Below are 20,077 nucleotides of genomic sequence, written 5' to 3'. Positions count from 1 at the left end.
CCGCCGGCCTGGGCCAGGGCCGGACGGCCGCCACCGCCGCCGCCGCAGCGCTTGGCGATGGTGCCGATGAAGGCGCCCGCCTTGGCACCCGCCTGCACCACCGCCGCGCCGAAGGCGGCCACCAGGATCACCTTGGTGAGGTCGGCGGGATCGGGCAGGCCGCCCAGCACCACCGCGCCGCCCTCGCCCAGCTGCTGCTGCAGCTGCTGGGCCGCCCCCTGCAGACCGGCACCTTCCACGCCATCAAGGCGGGCCACCAGCAGCTGGAAGGAGCCGAGCGGTTCCGCCTGGGCCGCCAGCGCCGCCGCCTTCGCCAGCGCCAGTTCGGCGCGGGCGGCGGCCAGGGCCTTGCCGGTGGCCTTGAGCTCCTCGGCCATGGCGCTCACACGCTCCACGATTTCAGCGGGCTGGGCCTTGAAGCGGTCGCCCAGTTCGCGCACCACCGCCTCGCGTTCGTTCAGGTAAGCCAGCACCGCCGGACCCGCCACCGCCTCGATGCGGCGGATGCCGGCGGCCACGCCGGTTTCGCTGACGATCTTGAACAGGCCGATCTCGGCGGTGTTGGCCACATGGGTGCCGCCGCACAGCTCCATCGACACCCCCGGCACATCCACCACCCGCACCTGGGCGTCATATTTCTCGCCGAACATCGCCACCGCCCCGGCCGCGCGGGCCCGCTCCAGCTCCATCTCCTGCACCTCCAGCTCGTGGGCATCGGCGATCCAGCCGTTGATCAGTTCCTCGACCCGCTCCAGCTCCTCACGGCTCACGGCGCGGGGGCAGTGGAAGTCGAAGCGCAGGCGATCGAAATCCACCAGCGAACCCGCCTGGGCGATCGCGGGATCCACCAGCTGCTTGAGCGCCGCCTGCAGCAGGTGGGTGGCGGTGTGATGCGCCTGAGCGCGGCGGCGGCAGGCCCGATCGACCCGGGCGATCACCCGATCACCGAGGCCCAGGCTGCCGCGCTCCACCCGGCCCTGGTGCACGAACTGCTTGCGCAGGCGGCTCACCGCCTCCACCCGCACGATCACGCCCGCGTCACCGGCGCCTTCGCTGCCGAGCACACCGCCCAGCAGCAGGCCCCGGTCGCCGATCTGCCCGCCGGATTCGCCATAGAAGGGCGTGGCATCCAGCACCACCTGCACCGCCTCTCCCGCCACTGCCCGCTCGGCGGGACTGCCGTTCACCACCAGCGCCAGCACCTGGCTGGGATGCTCCAGGGCGCCATAGCCCTCGAAGCGGGTGTCGGGGAGGTCGGCCGCCGCGGCCGCCACCGCCCCCTGCACGGTGAGGTCCACACTCACGGCCGCCGCCTTGGCCCGCTGCCGCTGGGCCTCCATCGCCGCCTCGAAGCCGTCACGGTCGACCGTGAGCCCGTGCTCCTCGGCGATCTCTTCGGTGAGCTCCAGCGGGAAACCGTAGGTGTCGTAGAGCTCGAAGGCCTGGGCACCGCTGATGGCGGCAGGGCGGGAGGCCAGCACCTCCGCCAGCAGCTTCTCGCCGCGCTCGAGCGTGTCGAGGAAGCGGGCCTCCTCGCGGCCCAGCTCGGCCAGGATCGCCTCACGCCGCTCCAGCAGCTGGGGGAAGGCCGGCGCCATCAGCGCGATCGACGCTTCGCCCATGGTGCGCAGGAAGGGCTGATCGATGCCGAGCAGGCGGCCGTGGCGCACCACCCGCCGCAGCAGGCGCCGCAGGATGTAGCCGCGGCCCAGGTTCGACGCCGTGACCCCATCGCAGATCAGCTGGGTGATGGCGCGGCTGTGGTCACCGATCACCTTGAGCGAGGTGCGGCCCTTCTCCTCGAGCTGGCTGTAATCGACGCCGGCCAGCGTGGCGGCGGTGTGAATCAGCGGAACGATCAGATCAGTTTCGTAGTTGTTCGGTACGCCCTGCAGGATCTGGGCCATGCGCTCCAGACCCATGCCGGTGTCGATGTTGCGGTTCGCCAGAGGGGTGAGCGTTCCTTCCGCATCGCGGTTGAACTGCATGAACACCAGGTTGTAGAACTCGATGAAGCGGCTGTCGTCCTCCAGATCGATAGCGTCATCGCCGCGTTCGGGGTGGAAGTCGTAGTAGATCTCCGAGCAGGGGCCGCAAGGGCCGGTAGGGCCGGACACCCAGAAGTTGTCGGCTTCATCCATGCGGATGATCCGCTTCGGGTTCACCCCCACGACCTCGCGCCAGATCGCTTCGGCTTCGTCGTCTTCGCGGAACACGCTCACCACCAGGTGGCGGGGATCCAGGCCGAACACCTCGGTGGAGAGCTCCCAGGCCCAGGCAATCGCCTCGGCCTTGAAGTAATCGCCGAAGGAGAAGTTGCCCAGCATCTCGAAGAAGGTGTGGTGCCGCGCCGTGCGACCCACGTTCTCGATGTCGTTGGTGCGGATGCACTTCTGGCTGGTGGTGGCCCGCGCCGCCGGCCGCGCCGCCTGCCCCAGGAACACCGGCTTGAAGGGCAGCATGCCCGCGATCGTGAGCAGCACGGTGGGGTCGTCCGGCACCAGCGAGGCGCTGGGCAGGCGCCGGTGGTCGCGGGCGGCATAGAAGGCCAGGAATGCCTCGCGGATCTCGGCGCCGCTGCGGGGACGCGACTGGGCCGCCGGGGAGGCGCTGGAAGAAGGTGCGGCAGCCATGGCCCGTCGCGACGAAACAATGCGAAGCGCCCATCTTCGGGGAGCGCCCCCCGGACCGGATCCGGGGCGGCACTTTACGCTGCGCCCGCCCCGCCGTCGCTGTGCTGCCCGCCTCCGACCAGCCCCAGCCTCCGGCGCAGCCCAGGCCAACGCCACAGCCCCGCGCACGCCTGCGGCTGCAATCGATCAGCTGGGCGCTGCTGGCCGGGGGCGCGGCGGCGGCTCTCGGCCTGGGCGGGGGCCTGGAGCCGGCCCTGCGGGCCGGGGGCTGCGGCTTCTTCTATGGCCTGCTGGCCTTTCACCTGCAGCGCGTCGACCCGGATGACGGGCACCTGCAGGCGGGGCTGGTGGGGGCGGTGTGCGGCATCCTCAGCCTGGGCGCCGCCTTGGATCTGCCCCCGTTCGGGCCGCTGGCGTGGGGCCAGGGCCTGGCGCCGGGGCTGTCGTCGTTGATGATGGCGCTGATCCGTGCCTGGCTGCCCCTCTGGCTGCCTGTCGCGGGCGCTGCCCTGCTGCTGCAAGGTGCCCAGCGTCTGCTGCCCGCACTTCGGCCTTGATCAGGCCCTGACCCCCCGGCCATGAGCCTGCTGCATGCCACCTGGCTGACTTCCGGTATCGCCGCAGGGGCGACGGTGGGCAGCTTCGACCGGCCCGGTCTGCTGATCTGGGCCGACACCTGGCGGGTGGCGGCGCCGGTGACGCCGAAACGCACGCCGGAGCCCCACCCGCTCAGCCTCGACCAGGACGACCTGGGCGCCTGGCTGGAGGAGCACGAGCTCTGGTCGGAGGCCTTCCGCCCCGCCGTGGCCACGCTCACCCTGCCGAGCCGCAGCCAGAACGCCCGCGGCAGCAAGAGCAGCGCCAGCGGCCCCTGGAGTGGCCTGCCGCTGCAGGCCGGTGAGCCGATCCCGAAAGCGCTCAGCTGGTGGCCGTGGCAGGTGGAGGGCCTCTGGCTCAAGCCCGCCGCCGCCGCCGACTGGCTGGGGCAGCTGCCCCTTTCCGGCCATCACCCCGATCTGGCCGATGAACTGCGCTGGTGGAGCCATCTGCAGCGCTGGGCGCTGAGCCTGATCGCCCGCGGCCGCTGGCTGCCCCAGGTGGAGCCCAGCGCCGGCGCCGCAGGTGGCCGGGCCCGCTGGGTGCCGCTGCTGAACCGGGAGGAAGATCGCCGCCGGCTGGAAGATCTGGCCGCGCAGCTGCCCCAGGTGGCGGTGGCGGCGCTGGCCCCCTCCGGCAACGGCCCTGGCGGTGGCGGAGGGGCTGGCGGTGGTCTGGGTGCCGGCATGGGCGTCGGGAATGGCGCCGCGCCGCTGGCCTGCTGGCGGCCGGGATCCGGCCGGCTGCGGGTGGTGGCGATCCTCGCCGATCTGCTCGATGGCCAGATGCGCGAGAGCTTCACCCCCGCCACCGAGGGGCTCGATCCACTGCTGGCGGCCTGGCAGCGGGCACTCGGCCCCGGCGATGGGCGGCTCGACCTGTCGGCGGAGGACGCCGAACGGCTCGCCACCGCCACCCACCACTGGCGGGAAGCGGTGGCCGGCCGTGTGGCGCCGGCCCACACCTGCCTGGAGCTGGAGATTCCGGCGGAAGGCGACGAGCTCTGGCCGCTGCGCTTCAGCCTGCAGGGGGAAGCCGATCCGAGCCTGAAAATGGCGGCGACAGCGGTGTGGTCGGCCGGAGCCGGCACCGTGCAGCTGGGCGAAATTGCCGTGCAGCAGCCGGGTGAGCTGTTGCTGGAGGGCCTGGGGCGGGCCCTGCAGGTGTTTGAGCCGATCGAGCGCGGCCTCGACACGGCCACGCCGGAGCAGATGGCGCTGACCCCCGCCGAAGCCTTCGTGCTGGTGCGCACCGCCGCCGCCCGCCTGCGCGACGTGGGCGTGGGCGTGGTGCTGCCGCCGAGCCTGAGCGGCGGCCTGGCCAGCCGCCTGGGGCTCTCGATCACGGCGGATCTGCCGCCCAGTTCGCGCGGTTTCAGCCTGGGCGAATCGCTCGAATGGACTTGGGAGCTGATGATCGGCGGCGTCACCTTGAGCCTGCGCGATCTGGAGCGTCTGGCGGGCAAGCGCAGCCCGCTGGTGCAGCACAAGGGGGCCTGGATCGAGCTGCGGCCCGGCGATCTGCGCAACGCCGAGAAGTTCTGCACCCTCGATCCACCGCTCAGCCTCGACGACGCCCTGCGGGTGACGGGCAACGAAGGGGAAACGCTGCAGCGGCTGCCGGTGCACCGCTTCACGGCGGGGCCACGGCTGCAGGCGGTGCTGGAGCAATACCACCAGCAGAAGGCCCCCGATCCGCTGCCCGCCCCGGAAGGGTTCGCCGGGCAGTTGCGCCCCTACCAGGAACGGGGCCTGGGCTGGCTGGCCTTCCTGCACCGCTTCGACCAAGGCGCCTGCCTGGCCGACGACATGGGCCTGGGCAAGACGATCCAGCTGCTGGCCTTCCTGCAGCACCTCAAGGCGGAGCAGGAGCTGAAGCGACCGGTGCTGCTGGTGGCGCCCACCTCCGTGCTCACCAACTGGAAGCGGGAGGCGGCGGCCTTCACGCCCGAACTGGAGGTGCGCGAGCACTACGGTCCGCGCCGCCCCGCCACCGACGCCGCCCTGAAGAAGGCGCTCAAGGGGGTGGATCTGCTGCTCACCAGCTACGGCCTGCTGCAACGCGACAACGAACTGCTGGCGGCGATCGACTGGCAGGGGATGGTGATCGATGAAGCGCAGGCGATCAAGAACCCCAGCTCGAAGCAGAGCCAGTCGGCGCGGGATCTGGCGCGGGCGGGCAAGCAGAGCCGCTTCCGCATTGCCCTCACCGGCACGCCGGTGGAGAACCGGGTGAGTGAGCTGTGGGCGCTGATGGATTTCCTCAACCCGCGCGTGCTGGGCGAGGAGGAATTCTTCCGCCAGCGCTACCGACTGCCGATCGAGCGCTATGGCGACACCGCCTCCCTGCGCGACCTCAAGGCGCGCGTGGGGCCGTTCATCCTGCGGCGCCTGAAAACCGATAAATCGATCATCTCCGACCTGCCCGAAAAGGTGGAGTTGAACGAATGGGTGGGGCTCTCGCCCGAGCAGGTAACGCTCTACCGCAAGACGGTGGACGACAGCCTCGACACGATCGCCCGGGCGCCGCTGGGCCAGAAGCACGGCCAGGTGCTGGCGCTGCTCACCAAGCTGAAGCAGATCTGCAACCACCCGGCGCTGGCGCTCAAGGAAACCGGCGTGGGCAACGGCTTCGCCAGCCGCTCCGCCAAGGTGCAACGCCTCGACGAGATCGTGGAGGAGGTGATCGAAGCGGGCGATCGGGCGCTGCTGTTCACCCAGTTCGCCGAATGGGGCCACCTGCTGCAGGCCCACCTGCAGCAGCGCTTCCGCCAGGAGGTGCCGTTCCTGTACGGCAGCAGCAGCAAGAGCGAGCGGCAGGCGATGGTGGATCGCTTCCAGGAGGATCCGCGCGGCCCGCAGCTGTTTTTGCTGTCGTTGAAGGCCGGTGGGGTGGGCCTCAACCTCACGCGCGCCAGCCATGTGTTCCACATCGACCGCTGGTGGAACCCGGCGGTGGAGAACCAGGCCACCGACCGCGCCTACCGCATCGGCCAGGCCAACCGGGTGATGGTGCACAAGTTCATCACCAGCGGCTCGGTGGAGGAAAAGATCGACCGCATGATCCGCGAGAAATCCCGCCTGGCCGAAGACATCATCGGCAGCGGCGAGGAATGGCTGGGCGGGCTCGACCCCGGCCAGCTGCGCGACCTGGTGGCCCTCGACGACTGAGCGGCGCCGTGGCCCGAGCCAGCGGCTGCGGGTACGGTGCGGGCATGGCTGGTTCGGGGAGAGGGTGACAGGTGGCGAATGAAACTCCACCGCTGTTCGGCAAGACCCGCTTCCTGGAAGGCCTGATCGACGAGTTCCTCGACAAGATCGCCGAGGGTGTGATTGTGGGAGAGCTGGGCCTCAAGGCCTATTTCTGCGGCAGTGAAGCAGAAGCGATCTGCCTGGAGAAGCTCAACCAGCTCACCGAGATCAAGCGGCGTTGCAGCGAACTGCGCCGCACGGTCGTGACCATGCTCTACACCGAGATGCTGCTGCCTGATGCCCGCGGCGATGTGCTGCGGCTGCTCGGCAGCCTGTTCGCCCTGCTCGATGACATGGGCGACGACTTCGAGGAGCTGATGATCGTGCAACCCCAGCGGCTGCCGGAATTCGGCGCGGATTTCGCCGAACTCACGGCGATGGCGGTCCGCGGCGTGCAGGCCGTGCTGGTGGCGGCGCGCACCTTCTTCCGCACACCTGCGGCGGTGCGCGACCACCTCAACGAGGTGCGGGTGTTCGAAGACCAAACCGACCGACTCGCCTACAAGCTCAAGCGCCGGATCGTGGCGGCCGATCTGAGTTTCGAGCAGCGCACGCTGCTGCGGGAAACGGCGGCCATGCTCGATGGCCTGGCCGACAAGGCAGAGAACATCGGCGACGACCTCTCCATCTTCGCGATCAAGCGATCCCTCTGAGCCGCCGCCTTGACCATGGCCCTGTTCGTCACGCTCATCTTTCTCTCTAGCGGCCTGTTCCTCGGCTGGTCGATGGGCGCGAACGACGCCTCCAACGCCTTCGGCACCGCGGTGGCCACGCGCATGGTCCGCTTCCCCACCGCCGCCTTCCTCTGCAGCACGTTCGTGATCATCGGGGCGGTCACCAGCGGCAGCGGCGCCGCCGAGGGGCTCAGCCAGCTCGGGGCGATCAACGCCCTGCCGGGGGCTTTCACCGCCGCCCTGGCGGCCGCACTCACGGTGGCCTGGATGAGCGCCGTGGGGCTGCCGGCTTCCACCGGCCAGGCGGTGGTGGGATCGATCATCGGCTGGAACCTGTTCAGCGGCTCCCCCACCGACCTGGGCACGCTGGGCCGGATTGCAGCCACCTGGGTGGTGTCGCCGGTGCTCGGGGCGATCTTCGCGATGGTGATGTACAAGCTGCTGGTGGCCTGGATCAGCCTCACCAAGCCCCACCTGCTCTCGCGCGATCGCAACACCCGCAGCGGCCTGCTGCTGGCGGGGATCTTCGGCTCCTATGCGATCGGCGCCAACGGCATCGGCAATGTGATGGGTTTCTTCGTGGAGGCCTCACCGTTCCGCAATCTCAGCTTCGGGCCGTTCGAGGTGTCGTCGGTGGAGCAGTTGTTTCTGATCGGCGCCATCGCCGTGGCGGTGGGTGTGTACACCTATTCCCGCCGCGTGATGATGACCGTGGGCGACAGCCTGCTAACCCTCTCCCCTCTGGCGGCGCTGGTGGTGGTGGTGTCGCACTCGCTGGTGCTGTTTCTGTTTTCCTCCACGGCGCTGGAAAGCCTGCTGGCGGGCTGGGGGCTGCCCACGATTCCGCTGCTGCCGGTGTCGGGCTCGCAGGCGGTGATCGGCTCGGTGCTGGGCATCGGCCTGCTGCAGGGCATGAAAGGGGTGCGCCAGATCCGCTGGGGCGTGCTGGGCGGTATCGCCTCCGGCTGGATCACCACGCCCCTGATCGCGGCAGTGATCGGTTTCGTGCTGCTGTTCGTGGTGCAGAACGTGTTCGGCCAGGAGGTGTACCAGGCGAGCCGGCCGCTGGCGGTGGCAGTGTTGGCGGCAGGTCCCGCTGCACCCTGAATGTCAGCCCCTCCCACCGCATCCGCTCCTGAACAGCTGCAGGCGGCGCTGTTTCACTTCGCGATCGGCGAACTGGTGCGCCAGCACCGCAGCAGCTTTCCGCCGCTGTGGACCACCGAAAGCTGGGCCAAGCTGATGATCTGGCTGGCACTGAACTGCGGCTGCAGCGGCGACGACGAGGGCCTGCGCCAGTTCGCGGCGTCGCTGGGGCCCGCCCTGGCCCGCACGCTGCGGCAGACGTTCTTCGAGCGCACGCTGGAGGACCTGGAGCTGCGCCTGCTGGCCGATCCCGCCGACCCCCAGGTGGTGCTGCTGCCCCTGCCCGGCACTGGCGCGCTGCCGCCCGAGCGGGTGGCCGAAGCGCTGGCCCGCGTCGGGCTCAGCGAGCTGGTGGTGGCGGATCCAGCCGGCTGGCAGCAGCTGGATGGCCTGGTGGCCGTGCCCTGGGCCCAAGCCAGCACAGGCGCTGCCCAGCCGACACCCTGATCGCCCACTCATGAACCTGATCGGCACCTACCGCAACGCCGGCTATGCGGCTCTCGCCGACGGCATCTGCGCCTTCTACGAGCGCCGCACCGACCTACAGCGCCGCGGCGTGGCCTTCGGCGAACCGCCGGCCGGCGCCGATGCTGCCGCTGCCACCAGTGCTGGCGCCACACCCGCCAAGGTGTCGACAGACATCAGCCTGGTGGCGATCGACCGCAGCGATCCGGAGGCCTTCGCCCTGGCTGAAGTGATCGTTCGCGGCGTGAACGCCGGGCTGGAGCGTTACCTGCAGGAGCGTCCGCTGCTGCGCCAGTGCGCGCCGGAGCAGTCGCTGTTCGTGCTGCCGATCTTCAACCTGCAGCGCTACGCCCCCGGCGAAGCCTTCCACGCCTGGCACTGCGACTGGACCACCAGCGAGGAGGCCACCGAGCCGGTCCGCCGCATGCTGGCCTGGATCCTCTACTGCAACGACGTGCCCGACGGCGGCACCGAATTCCACTGGCAAGACCACCACGTGGAAGCCATGAAAGGCACCCTGGCGATCTTCCCGGCGGGCATCTCCCACATCCACCGCGGCCGGGTGAGCCACGAGCACACGAAAACGATCGCCACTGGCTGGATCAACGCTGGCCGGCGCGAGGATTACATCGCTCGGCTTGCGGCTGGCTGAGGGGCTGGGGGATGGAAAGGCTTTGTCAGGGGTGGGGGAGTGGCGTGACCCAACAGTCCCAGACCTCCTACCCACGTGTGAGCTGAGCTGTGGGCAGCAAATCAGCGCTAGAGATTGGTGGATAGCGGATTCGCATAAGATCCCATCACGCATTCGCGGTAAAAGACAGATCCTTTGCACCGCAACTGATCGAAAGGCAAGAGGCAGGCAATGCAAAGACGCTTATGCTGTCAAGAATCCACAGCCCATGGTGGACACTAGACCCGCCCATTCAGCGTTAGGCTGACAGCTACATTAGAGATGAAGCAAAGACCGCCCAGTATCTAGAGAAGTTGGATTCCAGCCATGCGTCATCAGCTTTGCCTAAGCTGCTGACGCAAGTCGATGCTCGCGAAGCAAAATCATGACCATTAGCTTGCCGGAGGACAAGTACGTTGACGTTGATGGGGTTAGTACGAGATATTGGGCATTGGGCGACAGGGGATCCGCGGTCCTGTTTATTCACGGCCAGGGTGGCGCAGTTGACTATTGGTACAAGAATGTCTTTGCAATTGCCGAACACCATCAAGTGTATGCCTTGGACTGGGCTGGATCAGGGAAGACTGATAAACCAAGCGCGACTTATGACCTTGACGATCTAACACAGTTCATCCTCCGATTTATGGACTTGATTGGCTTATCTCATGCCACACTTATCGCAGGCTCCGTGGGTGGCATTCTTGCGTTGAAGATTGCTCTCCACTCTCCAGCAAGAGTGGACAAACTTGTATTGATAGGCATCGGCGGCTTAGGAAAGGAAGTGGCCTTCCCCGCACGGCTGACTTCCCTGCCAGGTATTGGTGAAGTCCTGAATCATCCCAGCATTGGGGCTGCGAGGTTTATGATGCAGCAGTGCGTATACAATCCAGACCCATATCTCAATGACAGTGAGTTCATGGCCATGGTGCTCCGGAATATGGCATCTGAGATTCTGCAGTTTCAAACTCGGACATTTCGAACCATGGGAAACCTTCTCGGAATTAAATCCAAAGTCTGGCAAACGATTCAAAGCCGGCTGCCTGAACTGAACGTCTCAACGCTCATCCTGTGGGGCAAGCAGGATCGAGCATTCCCAGTGAGCCACGCTGAGATTGCAAAGAACGGCATTGCGAACTCTCAATCGAAGATATTTGACAAGTGCGGACACCTGCCATATCTTGAATATCCAGATGAGTTCAATAGCACAGTGCTAGAGTTTCTTTCAACTTAGCTTTAGCTGCTACAGCCGAACATTAAGATCCAGCGGACGGAAGGAGAGTCCATCCAATGCACGGTCCTTACTCCCGCCGCTGACCTTGAGCGTTCAGCGTGACTAAGTCGACATGTTCTCCAAGTACCGCAACAACTTCATCCTTCTCAGACGCGCGGCCGAGGTCGTCGGCAAGCAGTACGAGTCCATGCCGTATGACGAGCTTTGTGGCGGTGCTGCCGACGAAAGCGGCGGTGAGTTTGAGTTCGAGGGGCACACAGTCGGCTACTCGGCCTACTCGTTCAACGTGAAGAAGAATGGGGACGTCTGCTTCTGCATCGATATCCACTCAGCACTGCCGACCTTCCTCGGCATCAAGCCGTCCTACCGATTTCTGAAGCACCGTGACGGATCGGTGAGCTACCAATGACGTGCCGAACCAGCCCGTGCAGCCGACCGGCATGAACATCTCTGCCACTCGCGAGCATCCTGGGCCGGCGACTGAAGGGCGGCGTTGCTTCACCAACATCAACCTGGTGGCGATCGACCGCAGCGATCTGGAAGCCTTCGCCCTGGCCGAGGTCATCAGGAGCGTCCGCTGCTGCGCCAGTGCGCGCCGGAGCAATCGCTGTTCGCGCTGCCGATCTTCAACCTGCAGCGCTACGCCCCCGGCGAAGCCTTCCACGCCTGGCACTGCGACTGGACCACCAGCGAGGAGGCCACCGAGCCGATCCGCCGCATGCTCGCCTGGATCCTCACCTGCAACGACGTGCCCGACGGCGGCACCGAATTCCACTGGCAAGTCCACGTGGAAGCCGTCAAAGGCACCCTGGCGATCTTCCCGGCGGGCATCTCCCACATCCACCGCGGCCGGGTGAGACACGAGCACACCAAAACGATCGCCACCGGCGGGATCAACGCCGGCAAGCGGGAGGATTACATCGCTCGGCTTGCGGCCGGTTGAGGCGCTGGGTGCTGGTGTTGGGTGCTGGGGTACTGGGCTGGGTTGCTGGGAAGGCATCGGCAGGTGTGGGGAAGTGGTGTGACCCAACTGCCCCATTCCTCCTCTCCCCGTGTGAGCTGAGCTGTGAGCATCTGATCAGCTTCCTTTCACTCAAGCCATAGCAGGCTGTGCAGAGCGGAAGTAAAGTTATATCTCCACCTACAGGGGATGCCTCTGCTGGCCGGGCATTGGTGAAATTGTGAATCCTGCTGGCAACCTGCTGAGCAAAAAGATGAACAAAGATCAATCGCTCATAGCGTCAGTAACCAGCGACCCGCAGGCCGCCCGATGCCTCGCCAGGGACGCCTACATCTTCACTTATCCCCTGGTGATGAACTACCGCACGATGTTCATGCAGGCCATCGACGAGGACAAGGCCATGGGCAAGTGGCTGCATCTCGGCCTCTCCTCGCCAGCGGACACCGATATTGTGACGCCAAACAACGACACGCCTTATTCCTACGCGTGGGTGGATCTTCGCACCGAACCGTGGGTGCTGACGATGCCGAAGATCGAGAAAGAGCGGTTCTACACGAGCCAGTGGGATGACTACTGGGGCTACGTCCTCGACAATCCCGGATCGGTCAACGACGGCAACGATGGACTTTCCGTGCTGCTGGCCTCCCCGTCCTGGAAGGGGCCTCTGCCGAAGGGAGTGGCACGGGTGATTCAAGGGGAGACGGATGTCCTAGGCACCTTGACCCGCACCCAGATCATCGGCGGCCAGGAGGATCTCCTCAGGGTCGCAGACATCCAGGCCAGCTACAAACTGGAGCCCTTGAGTTCCTTTGCCGGCACACCTGCTCCCAAACCCGCCCCCACCATCACCTGGCCGAAGTGGAGCGAAGGCGATGAAGCCAAGGAGGCCTATTGGAGCTACGTTTCCTTTCTGCTCCCCTTCGTCAGCCCGAATCCAGACGATCAGACGATGCATGAGACGTTGGCCAGCCTTGGGATCGAATCGGGCACACCATGGGACCCCGCGGCGTTGGCACCTGCCGTCCGCGAAGCGATGCAGCAAGGCCTGGAGGATGGACGCGCGGAGTTGAAGAAGCTGAGCGAGGGCGGAATCGACGCGGCAAGGTTCTTCGGCACGCGAAAGCGGGTGGGCACGAACTACATGGACCGAGCGCTCGGGGTCTACATGGGAATCTTCGGCAATGTGAAGGAGGTCTCCGTTTACCTCTCGATGCCCGCCGACGCCGAAGGCACGCCGCTCGACGGCGGCAGGTCCACCTACACCCTGTCCTTCACAAGGGAGCAGATGCCGCCGGTCGATTACTTCTGGTCGATCACCATGTACAAGCTGCCGCAACGCTTGCTGGTGGATAACCCAATCCATCGCTATTCGATCGGCAGTGCCACCACCGGCCTGCAGACCAACGAGGACGGGTCCCTCGTGATCTACGTCGGTAAGGACTCCCCCGGAACCGCCAAGGAGAGCAACTGGCTGCCCGCCCCCGACGGCCCGTTCTGGACGGTGATGCGCTGTTACGGTCCTGGCCAATCGATCGTTGATGGCAACTACAAACGGCCAGACTATGTAGCGAGATCATTGAACAAATAATTGCCGGTCAACACATCATCAACCAGAGCCATGAAACAATCCCCAGCAGAAACCCTCGACACCCCGATCGGCAGGCTGTCGTTCACTCCTGATTTTATCAATGGCTATCCTTCCGGGGAGTCGGTCGAATTGCTCTTCGATCAGATTGATTTCCAGCGGGCTTGCCAGGCCTACCTCTGGAGCATCCCGATCGTCTCCTTTGCCGAGTGGCAGAAGGCCCACGAGGTCACCTTCAAGGCGAGATCCGGCGATGTTGTGGTGTACGACAACTACCTGGCCAAGCTCGGGATTCTCACAGCCAACGCCACGACGCCCTACATCATCAGTTTCTTCAATCTCGACGAAACAGGCCCGATGGTCGTGAGGATGCCTGCCGGCGCGGTGGCGGGATTCGCCGACGACATGTGGCAGCGCCCCTTGATCGACATGGGCCAGACCGGACCGGACAAAGGCCAGGGTGGCGTCTATGTGATCGCGGGCCCCGGGCAGCACGCCGAGCCCCCCCAAGGGGGCTATCTGGCCACATCCCCAACGAGCAACGTGTTCTGGGGGTTCCGCGCCCTGGACAAGGATCCCGCCAAGGCGAAGGCATTGCTGGAGTTGCTCGAGATCTACCCCCTCTCGCAGAGCAACAACCCGCCCAAGAAAACGGGCGTTGATATCTCGGGAATCCGCTGGAGTCAGACGCCCCCCAGAGGGATCGAGTATTGGAGGAGCCTGCACGCGATCATCCAGCGTGAACCGGTGCATGAGCGCGATCGCTGGTTCATGGCCATGCTCAAGCCGCTCGGCATCGAAAAGGGCAAACCGTTCGAGCCTGACGAGCGCCAGGCCAGGCTGCTCGCCGACGGGGCCCTGGTGGGCGAGGCGATGGCAAAGGCGAATGACTTCGAGAAGCGGCTTAAGGAGGCTCACTATGCGGAAGGAACCCACTGGCATTTCGCGCTCGTGATCGATCCTTCTCAACGCGCGGAGTTCTACGACCAACTGGATGGACGTGCGGCCTGGTTTTACGAGGCGGTGACAACGTCATCCGGGATGGTGACCAGGACGCCGGGTGTCGGGCAGGTCTATCTGGGCACCTACAAGGACAAGGACGGCGACTGGCTCGATGGGTCGAAGAGCTATCGGCTCCGGGTACCCGCGAATGCCCCGGTGGAGCAGTTCTGGTCCATGACCGTCTACGACGTCGGAGCGCGCTGCCTGATCGACAACCCATCCCAGCAAGCAGACCGCTCCTCACGCATGGACCTGAAGGTCAACGACGACGGCAGCACCGACCTTTATGTCAGCCCGAAGGCGCCTGCGGGTCATGAGGAGAACTGGGTCGAGACGGTCCCCGGCCGCGGTTGGTTCAGCTATTTCCGCCTCTATGGTCCGAAGCAGGAGCACTTCGATGGGTCGTGGGTGCTCTCCGATTTCGAGAAGGCCGACGGGTAACCAGAACGTTCCTTGCCTGCCACTGAGGGGCAGCGTTGCTTCACCGACATCAGCCTGGTAGCCATCGACTGCGACTGGTCCACCACGTGGAAGCCGGAAAAGGCACCCTGGCGATCTTCCCGACAGGGATCTCCCACATCCACCGCGGCCGCGTCAGCCACGAGCACACCAAAACGATCGCTACGGGTTGGATTAACGCCGGCCGACGGGAGGATGGCCTGGGGCGGCTGGCGTCGTCCCCTGCCTCTGCTCCATCCGCACGATGAAGATCGATCCCGACCTCCGCCGCCGCACCCTGCGGGCCGCCATCGCCCTGCTCGAAACGGCCCATGATCCGGAGCATGTGTTCCCCCATGCGGTGCCCCTGCTGGATGCCCTCGGCAGCTCGGCTCTGGGGGATCTGGGCCGGGCCCAGTTGCTCGAGGATCCCGCCCTCAGCGCCCTCGCCGCTGAGCGGTACTGGGGGCCCTGGCCCTCGGCCGCGGAGTTGCGTTCCCTGCCGAACGGCAGCCTCGGCCAGCTCTATCAGGCGCGGTTCGATCGGCTTGGGCTGCATGCGCCACCACCACCGGACACCTCCGGCATGGACGGCCCCGGCGCCTACCTGCAACAGCGGCTGCGCTTCACCCATGACCTCCATCACACCGTGCTGGCCATTCCCGTGGACGTGCCCGGGGAGGCCGCGGGTTCGGCGTACTACGCCTCGGCCCTGCGCCAGCCGGCCTCTGCCGCCGTTTTGACGGCCTGGATCTTCCACGGCTTCGAGATGCCCGAGGAGAACGAGCGCCTCTGGAATGGCATTCGCTTCGGCCTGGAGGTGGCCCGGCTGGGGCCCACCCTGCTGGCGATGCGCTGGGAAGAAGGCTGGGCGCTGCCGATCGCCGCGTGGCGTCAACGGCTGGGGCTGGTCGAGCTGCTGGCGGCGACCCCGTTCCCGGAGGAGCTGGCCCTGCTGAGTTGAGTCCCTTTCAGACCATGGGCTGATTGCCCTGTCCCCATCCCCGACGGGTCCGCCGAGTCCCTCGCCGAGGGCATCTGCGCCTACTTCGAGCGTCGCACCGACCTGCAGCACCCGCCAAGGTGTCGACCGCCATCAGCCTGGTGGCGGTCGACCGCAGCGAGTTGCTGTTCGTGCTGCCGATCTTCAACCTGCAGCGCAACGCCCTCGGCGAAGCCTTCCACGCCTGGCACTGCGACTGGACCACCAGCGAGGAGGCCACCGAGCCGATCCGCCGCATGCTCGCCTGGATCCTCACCTGCAACGACGTCCCCGACGGCGGCACCGAATTCCACTGGCAGGACCACCACGTGGAAGCCGTCAAAGGCACCATGGCGATCTTCCCGGCGGGCATCTCCCACATCCACCGCGGCCGGGTGAGCCACGAGCACACGAAAACGATCGCCACGGGCTGGATCAACGCCGGCAAGCGGGAGGATTACATCGCTCGGCTTGCGGCCGGCTGAGGGGCCGGGCTCGGAGAAGGCTTTGTCATGGGTGGGGAGTGGTGAGTTGGGGGAGTGGTGAGACCCAATAGCCCGAGGCCATCGACCCCGGTGTGAGTAGAACTGTGCGCTTCCGATCAGCTTCTTGGCATGGAACGAACCAAGCAGGGACAGGGCCCAGCACTCCACATGGATGAGGGCGAATCGGTGGCAAGCGCATCCGCATAAGATCCCGTCACGCATTTGCTTCAAACGGCAGAATCGCTGCACCGCAGATGATTCAAGGACAAGAGCCAGGGAATGAGAGGCTGCTTATACTGTCAAAATCCACGGCTTGTCGTGGATAACCGGACCCGCCCATTCAGCGTTATGTTGACGCTACGCGCATAGGAGCCACCAATGGAAATTAATCGAATAGGACTGAGAGGAGGAGATGGAATCGATATTTTTAAGTTCACGGTTCTTGTTGGTCCGAATAATGTTGGAAAGTCACAGACCCTCAAGGATATTCACGCCAGGTTTTGCAAGGGAAAACTTGCAGATGGAATTTTAGTTGATGATATCTTCTTCGACTCTACGAAGAGTTTTGAAGACTATCTTGAAGGGCTAGACATAAGGGACAGTGCAACCAATATTGGCTTTAAGACAGTCAAAGGAATTACCGGCAATCTTATTGAAGGAGAGCAATTTGAAGTTCACTTGCCAAGTATATCAAGCGAGTTCCTAAGTCAGTCCGGCCCAACAGCCTTCTTTTCTAACATAGCAAAGTTTAAGATTGCGTACTTGGATGCGGGAACACGGCTTCGAGTAGCACAGAAAACGAACTCGTTTAACCCACATACAGGCTATCCCCAAAATCTCTTGCAAGCAATCTATGGAAATGAAGATCGCGAAAAAACTCTACAAGCTACATTCAGAGAGACGTTTGGCAGCCAGATACAGCTTGACTATAGTGGTCTAACAGAGTTTGCCTTCAGAGTTGCAGCCAACTTTGGCGATGTTCCCAGAGACCCACGAGAAGCTTTTAAAGTAATGGCGAAATATTCCTTGCTTGATGATCAAGGGGATGGCTATAAAAGCTTTGTCGGCGTAGTAATCAGTCTTCTTATGTCAGAGAATAGAGTTGTGCTTCTTGACGAGCCGGAGGCGTTCCTTCATCCTGCTCAATCTCGACAATTAGGATTTTGGATTGCAGAGCATTCGAAGACTATTCCAGGGCAAATAATCATTGCAACTCATAATTCAAATTTCCTCTCTGGAATACTGGCGAGCAACCAAGATGTAAACATCTTCCGTCTTAATCGAAAGAATAATCAAACAAGCTTTACGCTCATGAGCTCAAATGCAACAAGCAATTTAGCAAAGAATCCGCTTCTCTCAAGTCAGAGAGTGCTGGATGCTATATTTCATCGAGGTGTTATTGTTTGCGAAGCCGACGCCGATCGCGCCGTGTATCAGTCTGTTGCGACGAGAGACTTGGGCTCACAAGAGTTCTTGTTTATCCATGCTCATAATAAACAAGCGATTTCGACGGTCACTGGTTTATTGAAGGATGCAGCAATTCCTGTTTGCTCGATAGCTGATATAGACGTGGTAAACGATGAATGCCTAATTAAGATACTTGAGTCGATTGGGGGAACTGCGGATGTCTCACGCATCAGAGATTTGCAAGGTGAGGTGATTAGGGCTGTCGATAACATGGAAGAACAGGAAGCCCTTCAAAAGCTACGATTACTTATTCGAGAATTCGGCGATCAGTTGTCTCATGGTGAGCATTCACTTTCTGGTGCCCGAGGGGCGCTCAATAGACTTCGAAAGGAAGCCTCTAACTGGGCAACAGTTAAACAGGAGGGAGTCTTTGGGGTGCCTGAGAATGTTCAAGCACAATTGACTGAGATTATCAGCCTTTCAAAACTGAATGGCCTCTATATTGTGCCAGTGGGTGAGCTCGAAAAGTGGATTGACCTAGGAACTACCAAGAAGAACAAATGGATTATTCCAGCGCTGGAGAGCATCTATAATGAAGAATGCCCTGATGCCCTTAAGAGTTTTGTGAGGGAAGTTCTTGAAGGAGTTAGAACATAACATGAAGTTTGAGCGCGACAGCCACTGAATCGCGTCTGCGGCTCAACTTGGCGTTGGATGGACCTGAGTACCCCTTGCAACCATATGAAGTTGAACTAGGATCAACCAAACTGCCCTAAGCAAAGAGACTAATGAATGCCGCAGAGGAGAAAACACTCGATCTATATCCAATTGATTATCCATTCGAAACCCTTGTAAAGCGGATCGAGGATAAAAAGCTCTTACTTGATCCAGACTTTCAAAGAGACTACAAGTGGGATAGAGATGGGTGGGAGCGATCATCCAAGTTTATCGAATCATGCTTAATGCGAATCCCGCTTCCCTCTTGCTACTTTGCCGAAGATGAGCGGACAAATCACATAGTCATTGATGGAGTTCAAAGACTAAGCACGATCTGCCGATATTTCAACGACGAGTTCAGCCTGGAAGGCATGACAACCTTTGCGAATCTTGAAGGCAAGAAGTTCTCTGAGATCGGTGACTATCGTTCAGAGCTCGAGAATACAACCATTAGATGTATAATTCTTCGCAAATCAAATCCAAGAAGGATCGTCAGGGAGATTTTCTCTCGTCTCAACCAAGGTGCAGTGGCGCTGTCCGCACAGGAGATCCGCCATGCGATTTATCCAGGGAACCTTGACTCTCTATTGTCTGAGCTTGCAAAAGAGCCGCCGATTGCAGAGTTCGGAAAAGGTCCAGCTTCCAGCGCTAAGAAGGATAGTCGCGAAGGGGAAGAGCAAGTTTTACGGTACTTCGCATTCCGCGGAGAGCTTGAAAGCTACGATGGGCGAAAGCTTGGAAAGTTTCTAGATGAATTCATGGAGGCAAACTCACAGATTTCTGGTGATGTTGCCGATGAGATGCGTCAAGACTTCAAGCAGAGTCTCGGCCGCTGCATAACGGTCTTCCAAGATGATGTTTTTATTGATCCAACCAAGAAGAGAAGACGTCAGAGCATAGTCTTTTATGACTTGTTAATGAATAGCTTTTCAGGTCTATCAAATGAATTAGTAGAAGAGAAAAAGCATGCTATCAAGGATGCTTTTTTACGGCTTTGTCAGTCACAGGAATTTCAGCGCTCTCTATCTGGAGGCCTTCAGAACAAGTCTTCAATTGTCAGAAGGCGTGAACTATGGAATAGCCTTCTTCAGGAGGCTATCGGGCAAGATACCGCAGATGCCTGATCACCTTTCGACATATTCCGGTTTGATCGAAGCGCTTAAGCTTATCATCCTGGAATCAAAAAGACGCGTAATCGATGATCCGCCCGACCATCTTTTCGAGGCTAATCAAAACTTCTTCGTCAAAGCTTATCTTATATCACTCTGCACATACTTGGAGGCATTCCTTCAGGATCTGGCGATTGCCCATGTAGAAAGCGCAAAGCAGCGTATAGCAAATGCACAAGTTCCGCACAATATGGTGCGCTGGTCCATTCAGCGTGATACCAAGGATAAAGAGTTCACATTCTCTGACTTTTCCTTGCCGCTTGCTAGATCTGACGTCGAGAGTGAGCTTTCTGGTAACCCAGGGAAAACCATTGCATTATTCAGGAAGATTGGAATTGATCTTTCATCGAACACTGATTTTGAGAGCGTCAAGCCAATCATCGGCTCTGTCGTCACCAAGAGGAATCGAATTATTCACCAGAATGACAATGCGGCAGACCTGACGCTGGATGACATTGTTGGGTATGCTGATCAGTTTCTTGTATACATGCAAGCCATTCACAATCTGGTTGTAAGTGGAAGATAAATCGCCATCCAACAATGCCATACACCTGGCCCGCCGCCAAAGGCTCAGGTATTTTGTGCAGTCCCACTGCGGCCAGGTGATGGCAAGCGTTGGATCAACCAAAGAAGCACCCCAAACGTCTACCTCTAAGCCCGCAAT

The 20,077-nt window shown here is 62.3% G+C and carries 16 protein-coding genes and 2 pseudogenes; 17 read left to right on the top strand and 1 reads right to left on the bottom strand.

Annotation, left to right across the window (positions count from 1 at the left end; translation table 11 throughout):
• Positions 1-2,633 (bottom strand): alanine--tRNA ligase (alaS, locus tag KBY86_RS12320; protein ID WP_255141260.1); only part of this gene is annotated, 2,633 nt, incomplete at its 3' end.
• A 104-nt stretch (positions 2,634-2,737) separates the two neighbouring features.
• Here alaS and KBY86_RS12315 point away from each other — a divergent pair.
• The 17 genes and pseudogenes from KBY86_RS12315 (at position 2,738) to KBY86_RS12235 (ending at position 19,939) form a co-directional block, all read left to right on the top strand.
• The gene (locus KBY86_RS12315; protein WP_261346351.1) at positions 2,738-3,190 is read left to right on the top strand and encodes a hypothetical protein; all 453 of its coding nucleotides are present in this window, start codon (positions 2,738-2,740) and stop codon (positions 3,188-3,190) included.
• 21 nt (positions 3,191-3,211) lie between these two features.
• The gene (locus tag KBY86_RS12310; protein WP_255141258.1) at positions 3,212-6,400 is read left to right on the top strand and encodes a DEAD/DEAH box helicase; all 3,189 of its coding nucleotides are present in this window, start codon (positions 3,212-3,214) and stop codon (positions 6,398-6,400) included.
• Between the two features lie 71 nt (positions 6,401-6,471).
• A complete protein-coding gene (locus KBY86_RS12305) occupies positions 6,472-7,134 on the top strand; it encodes a DUF47 family protein (protein WP_255141257.1) in 663 nt (220 codons plus the stop codon).
• A gap of 15 nt (positions 7,135-7,149) precedes the next feature.
• Complete coding sequence (locus tag KBY86_RS12300; RefSeq protein ID WP_255141256.1) at positions 7,150-8,262, top strand: inorganic phosphate transporter; 1,113 nt, start codon at positions 7,150-7,152, stop codon at positions 8,260-8,262.
• Positions 8,263-8,748 carry a protein phosphatase gene (locus KBY86_RS12295; RefSeq protein WP_255141255.1) on the top strand — a complete coding sequence of 162 codons (486 nt, stop codon included), beginning with the start codon at positions 8,263-8,265 and terminating at the stop codon, positions 8,746-8,748.
• 10 nt (positions 8,749-8,758) lie between these two features.
• Complete coding sequence (locus tag KBY86_RS12290; protein WP_255141254.1) at positions 8,759-9,418, top strand: 2OG-Fe(II) oxygenase; 660 nt, start codon at positions 8,759-8,761, stop codon at positions 9,416-9,418.
• A 403-nt stretch (positions 9,419-9,821) separates the two neighbouring features.
• A complete protein-coding gene (locus KBY86_RS12285; RefSeq protein WP_255141253.1) occupies positions 9,822-10,667 on the top strand; it encodes an alpha/beta fold hydrolase in 846 nt (281 codons plus the stop codon).
• A 112-nt stretch (positions 10,668-10,779) separates the two neighbouring features.
• Positions 10,780-11,076, top strand: a complete 297-nt coding sequence (locus KBY86_RS12280) for a hypothetical protein (RefSeq protein ID WP_255141251.1) — start codon at positions 10,780-10,782, stop codon at positions 11,074-11,076.
• Positions 11,077-11,107: 31 nt separating this feature from the next.
• Positions 11,108-11,610, top strand: a pseudogene (locus KBY86_RS12275) (2OG-Fe(II) oxygenase).
• 271 nt (positions 11,611-11,881) lie between these two features.
• A complete protein-coding gene (locus KBY86_RS12270) occupies positions 11,882-13,216 on the top strand; it encodes a DUF1254 domain-containing protein (protein ID WP_255141250.1) in 1,335 nt (444 codons plus the stop codon).
• Positions 13,217-13,246: 30 nt separating this feature from the next.
• Positions 13,247-14,656 (top strand): DUF1254 domain-containing protein, encoded by a 1,410-nt coding sequence (locus KBY86_RS12265; protein WP_255141249.1) that lies wholly within the window; start codon positions 13,247-13,249, stop codon positions 14,654-14,656.
• An 80-nt stretch (positions 14,657-14,736) separates the two neighbouring features.
• Positions 14,737-14,922 (top strand): annotated as a pseudogene (locus KBY86_RS12260) (2OG-Fe(II) oxygenase); the annotation flags it as partial.
• The gene (locus KBY86_RS12255; protein ID WP_255141248.1) at positions 14,919-15,617 is read left to right on the top strand and encodes a Coq4 family protein; all 699 of its coding nucleotides are present in this window, start codon (positions 14,919-14,921) and stop codon (positions 15,615-15,617) included. The pseudogene KBY86_RS12260 and the gene KBY86_RS12255, both read left to right, overlap by 4 nt.
• Before the next feature lie 119 nt (positions 15,618-15,736).
• Positions 15,737-16,120 carry a 2OG-Fe(II) oxygenase gene (locus KBY86_RS12250; protein WP_255141247.1) on the top strand — a complete coding sequence of 128 codons (384 nt, stop codon included), beginning with the start codon at positions 15,737-15,739 and terminating at the stop codon, positions 16,118-16,120.
• Between the two features lie 378 nt (positions 16,121-16,498).
• Positions 16,499-18,184 (top strand): ATP-dependent endonuclease, encoded by a 1,686-nt coding sequence (locus tag KBY86_RS12245; protein WP_255141246.1) that lies wholly within the window; start codon positions 16,499-16,501, stop codon positions 18,182-18,184.
• Between the two features lie 131 nt (positions 18,185-18,315).
• Positions 18,316-19,368 (top strand): DUF262 domain-containing protein, encoded by a 1,053-nt coding sequence (locus KBY86_RS12240; RefSeq protein WP_255141245.1) that lies wholly within the window; start codon positions 18,316-18,318, stop codon positions 19,366-19,368.
• 22 nt (positions 19,369-19,390) lie between these two features.
• The gene (locus tag KBY86_RS12235) at positions 19,391-19,939 is read left to right on the top strand and encodes a HEPN domain-containing protein (RefSeq protein WP_255141244.1); all 549 of its coding nucleotides are present in this window, start codon (positions 19,391-19,393) and stop codon (positions 19,937-19,939) included.
• Positions 19,940-20,077 lie beyond the last annotated feature (138 nt).

Source organism: Synechococcus sp. Lug-A (assembly GCF_024345655.1).
Classification (GTDB): domain Bacteria; phylum Cyanobacteriota; class Cyanobacteriia; order PCC-6307; family Cyanobiaceae; genus MW101C3.
Note: the sequence above shows the minus strand (reverse complement) of the source record. Positions and strands in the feature narration are given on the sequence as shown.